6 protein-coding genes are annotated in these 4,252 nt (G+C 50.2%); 4 read left to right on the top strand and 2 right to left on the bottom strand.

The features are described 5' to 3' along the window. Positions 1–114 precede the first annotated feature (114 nt). Together DBO31_RS01145 and DBO31_RS01150 are read right to left on the bottom strand one after the other, a co-directional pair. The gene (locus DBO31_RS01145; RefSeq protein WP_150824236.1) at positions 115–723 is read right to left on the bottom strand and encodes a hypothetical protein; all 609 of its coding nucleotides are present in this window, start codon (positions 721–723) and stop codon (positions 115–117) included. Further along, on the bottom strand, positions 704–1,231 hold the full coding sequence (locus DBO31_RS01150; RefSeq protein WP_150824237.1) for a GNAT family N-acetyltransferase: 528 nt from the start codon (positions 1,229–1,231) through the stop codon (positions 704–706). Before DBO31_RS01150 ends, DBO31_RS01145 begins: the two co-directional genes overlap by 20 nt. 185 nt (positions 1,232–1,416) lie before the next feature. Here DBO31_RS01150 and DBO31_RS01155 point away from each other — a divergent pair, with 185 nt between their 5' ends. The 4 genes from DBO31_RS01155 to DBO31_RS01170 all read left to right on the top strand — a co-directional run. Continuing rightward, positions 1,417–2,049 carry a GTP pyrophosphokinase family protein gene (locus tag DBO31_RS01155; protein WP_150824238.1) on the top strand — a complete coding sequence of 211 codons (633 nt, stop codon included), beginning with the start codon at positions 1,417–1,419 and terminating at the stop codon, positions 2,047–2,049. Then, positions 2,049–2,717: a response regulator transcription factor gene (locus tag DBO31_RS01160; RefSeq protein WP_113855744.1), complete on the top strand. Its 669-nt coding sequence runs from the start codon at positions 2,049–2,051 to the stop codon at positions 2,715–2,717. Before DBO31_RS01155 ends, DBO31_RS01160 begins: the two co-directional genes overlap by 1 nt. 1 nt (position 2,718) lies before the next feature. Continuing rightward, on the top strand, positions 2,719–4,002 hold the full coding sequence (locus DBO31_RS01165) for a HAMP domain-containing sensor histidine kinase (RefSeq protein WP_075581156.1): 1,284 nt from the start codon (positions 2,719–2,721) through the stop codon (positions 4,000–4,002). Between the two features lie 67 nt (positions 4,003–4,069). After that, positions 4,070–4,252, top strand: a 183-nt coding sequence (locus DBO31_RS01170; RefSeq protein ID WP_150824239.1) for a class II aldolase/adducin family protein, incomplete at its 3' end; no start/stop codon positions are given.

Here is a 4,252-nt window from a genome sequence, read left to right on the forward strand (position 1 = left end):
AGACCATATCTGCAAGCTGTTTTGCATGACAGGGGGATGCTGTGTGAATCACGGCATCCCTTATTTATCGAGGCTTATTCATACATAGCTGAAAACACATCCTGCATCGGGAAGCTAATACGTTGTAAACGTTTGCAGACACTGGCGCATAGCCGGAAGATATGGTTCTTTCGTTTGGGCATCGGCCGTCAGTGTCAGGATATACAGGCTGTTTCCCCATAAAAGAAGGTAGCGTTCGGTGTACAGGTCGATGATCTGGTCCCCCAGGTAGAACCGTTGTGTATAGGTCAGACGGGATGCCTGATGGGTGCCGATATGAGTCATACCCGTGTGGATGTCCCGGACGGTATGATCCGTTTTCAATACGCGCCGGTAGGCTTCCCAGCTTTGTTTCAGATAGGCTTTTTGCTTGCCCGGGGATATGGGCTGACTTCGCTTTTCTTCCGAAATCTGGATGCAGAGCCGGCCCTCTGGCTGTACGGCTGCCAAGTGTATTTCCGGACGGGGCGGCGTAGTCAGGGCAAAGCCAGCGGGAAGCTGCAGGGAGATGCCCAGCCCGTCATCCTTCCATTCCCGGGCAGCCGGAGAGGACGGCATGTCCTGAGTCACTGCCGGCTGATGTGCGGCGGCAGCGGCTGGCCAGACTGTCAGAACAGCGATACAAAGGCAAAGGGCCAACAGCCATGATCCGATGAGATGCACCTTAATCCAGTTTCTTTTCATAATAGCGTAACGTAACAGGCAATATTCCATTTAGCATAGCCTTTCCCGTGCTGACTAGTTCAAATCCCATATTTTCATAGAGGTGGCTGGCGGGAATATTATCAATATTCGTGTCGAAGCGCATGACCGTACATCCCCGGGAACGGGCCTGGTCCAGGGCAAACTGTACCATCTGCCGGCCAATGCCGCGGCGGCTGTGCCCGGGGAGTACACAGAGCGTATGCAGTACCAGCACGTGTGCGGAATCTGCCGGATATCGCCAGGGCTGGGAAGCATATTCGTGGTCCTGATGGTGATTGAGGAGCATACTGGCCAGGAGCGTGCCCTCTTCATCGCGCAGTACGTACAGCCAGCCTTCGGCAACTCCCCGTTCGGCTACGGCACGGGTCGGATAGGTTCCCCGCAGCCAGTGCGTCCGGTCGCGATGGGAATCGAAATAATCGAACAAGGCTTCATAGCTCCGGGCTACGTCATCGATGTCATTGGATACAGCTTTTTTTATCGTCATAGGTCTTCATCCTTTCTGTCAGTAGATACTTTCAGCATAGGGGCTTTCCCGGCAGATGTCAAGCAGATGTGGTACAATAGAAGGAGAAAACGTTGTAACTGTGACGAAATTGTGATGGCCGGCACATGGCATTTCACGGTTCGGTCTGGTATACTAAATCATTATAGTGATAAAAGGGTGAGTACATGGAAACAGATATATACGGCATATACAGGACTTCGCTGGAACAGGTCATGGAAACACTGGTCCGGGAAATCCGGGCGTATAGTGAACGGGAAAAGGCCCGCACGGGTTCGACGATTTATGAACACTTGCTGTACCGCATAAAGACAGACAGCAGTATGCGCGGCAAATGTGACCGGAAAGGACTGCCGCAGACAGAACGTTCAGCATTATATGACATTCACGACGCTATCGGGCTGCGGATCGTCTGCCGGTTTATCGACGATATTTATACCAATATTAATTACTTACGCCAGTTGCCTCAGGTAGAGGTAGTAGAGGAGAAGGATTATGTCCGCCATGCCAAGCCCAACGGATATCGCAGCTATCATCTGATCCTCGCCGTGACAACACCGTTTATCGACGTGCTGGGACACAACCCGGGGCGCTACTTTGCGGAAATACAGCTTCGCACACTGGCGATGGATTCCTGGGCCAGCCTGGAACATGAAATGAAATATAAAAAACATATCCAGAATCCGGAAATGATCAGCCGCGAGTTGAAACGCTGTGCCGATGAACTGGCTTCGTGTGATTTATCTATGCAGACCATACGGAATCTGATTCGTGCAGATAACACAGGAGGGAAATCGTAATGAAAATCTTACTGGCAGAAGACGAAAAAGATATGTCGGCTGCACTGGTTGCCATACTGACCCATTCGGGGTATGAAGTCGATCCTGTCTATGATGGAGAGGCGGCAGTCCGCATGGCACAGAGCCATTCCTATGATTGTATGGTGTTTGATATTATGATGCCCAAATTGGACGGGGTACAGGCGCTGCAGCAGATCCGCGATGGCGGCGATGTGACGCCGGTCATTATGCTGACAGCCAAATCAGAAGTATCGGACCGTATCAACGGACTGGATGCCGGAGCGGACGATTATCTGACCAAGCCCTTTGCCATGGCTGAATTACTGGCCCGTCTGCGGGCCATGACACGGCGTTCGACGGCATTTACACCACAGAAGCTGCAGACTGGTTCCGTGTCTCTGGATGTGGCGGAACAGGAATTATGCAGTACTAATGCGGTCCGCCTTTCGGCCAAAGAAACGAAACTCATGCAGTTATTGATGATGAATGCCCATAAGGATCTGACAACTAGTGATATCCTCAGCCGCGTCTGGCCCGATGAGGACGAAGATGAAAAAATTGTCTGGATTTACATTTCCTATCTTAAAGAAAAATTAGCGGCTATCGATGCCGATATTACGATCCGGGGCGATGAAGGAGGTCCCTTCTGCCTCATGCAGGAGTCCTGATATGAGTATGATTAAAAAGATGCACCGGAAGTTTATCCTGGCCGGTACTGCCGCTGTCATCATCATCGTAGTCGGAGCACTGGCCGTCCTCAATGCTATCGTGTATATGCATGAAATAAGGGAGATCGACTGGATTATAACTTCTATTGCTGAAAATGACGGAACGTTGCCGGATGGACGGCAGATTCATCGTGATGCAGGCTGGTCAGCCGTCGATAAAGTACTGCTGGACGGTGATGACTGGATTTCCAGTACACCCGATTTTCTCTACCAGGTACGATATTTTTCTGTCTACTGGGATGCAGACCAGACTGTGTCCCGTGTCGATATCAGTCATACCGCTGCTTTTGATGCTTCTTCAGCAATTGTCTATGCTGACATGGCATCCCGCCTTTCCAGTGATAAAGGTTTCCTCAATAAAGATAAGGCCGTTTATGCCTATCTCAGGAAGGACTATCCCGATGGGTCCCGGCTGCTCATTGTACTGGACAGCACGAAAAATATCATGTCCATCAATCATATGCTGCGCTATTCCTTCTGGTTTGGTCTGATTGTCATTGTTCTGTATGTAATCATTCTGGCGGCTTTGTCCAGCCTGGCCGTCCGGCCTTTTGTCCGCAATATGGAAAACCAGAAACGGTTTATTACCAATGCCGGCCACGAATTAAAAACACCGATTGCCATCATTTCGGCCAATGCTGAGACTATCGAGATGCTCAACGGCAAGAGTCAGTGGACGGACAATATTTTAAAACAGGTCCGGCGCCAGTCACAGCTGATCAATGATTTGATCATGCTGGCAAAAAGGGGCGAACGTTCCCGGGCAGATATAACGCTGCAGGATATAGATATTTCTCATGAAATCCAGTCGGCTGTCCAATCTTTCGATGCTCTGGCCAAAGACCAGGGAAAGATGCTCGTGCCACGCATAAAAGAGGGAATCCATGTCGTGGCGGATCAGCGCTGTGTCTATGAAATCGCCAGTATCCTTCTCGATAATGCCGTTAAGTATTGCGATGAAGCAGGAACGATTACCGTGACTCTGACGACGAAGAAAATCGGCAAGGGGGCTGTACTGACCGTCTCTAATGATTTTGCCGGTGGAAAGGGCGTCGATTATACGAGGTTTTTCGAACGTTTCTATCGGGGGGATGAATCGCACAGCAGTGCCAAAGCCGGATACGGTATCGGCCTGTCTATGGCGGAAGAACTGGTACGGCTGTTGAAAGGCTCTATCAATGTTTCGTATAAGAATGGCGTCATCACCTTTACGGTGACACTTTGATTTTTTACTATCATACGGACTTTGTGATATGATTGAGATATCTTTTAGGAAAGAACAGGTGAATGGTATGGATACAAAGGATACAAAAAAACAACTATGCTGCATCGGCCGGAAGATGAAGGAAGGCGGGCTGGTCGTAGCCTGCGATGGTAATATCAGTTATCGCCGCGACGACGGCCTGATTGTCATCACGCCTTCCGGTGTGCCAAAGGGAGAACTCAGGCCGTCCGATCTGCTGCTCATCGACATG

It is taken from the genome of Megasphaera sp. DJF_B143, assembly GCF_900320625.1.
Classification (GTDB): Bacteria; Bacillota; Negativicutes; order Veillonellales; family Megasphaeraceae; genus Megasphaera; species Megasphaera hexanoica.

Coding starts and splice junctions, on each gene's coding strand:
- DBO31_RS01145 (WP_150824236.1), bottom strand. CDS start 723: ATGAAAAGAAACTGGATTAAGGTGCATCTCATCGGATCATGGCTGTTG.
- DBO31_RS01150 (WP_150824237.1), bottom strand. CDS start 1,231: ATGACGATAAAAAAAGCTGTATCCAATGACATCGATGACGTAGCCCGG.
- DBO31_RS01155 (WP_150824238.1), top strand. CDS start 1,417: ATGGAAACAGATATATACGGCATATACAGGACTTCGCTGGAACAGGTC.
- DBO31_RS01160 (WP_113855744.1), top strand. CDS start 2,049: ATGAAAATCTTACTGGCAGAAGACGAAAAAGATATGTCGGCTGCACTG.
- DBO31_RS01165 (WP_075581156.1), top strand. CDS start 2,719: ATGAGTATGATTAAAAAGATGCACCGGAAGTTTATCCTGGCCGGTACT.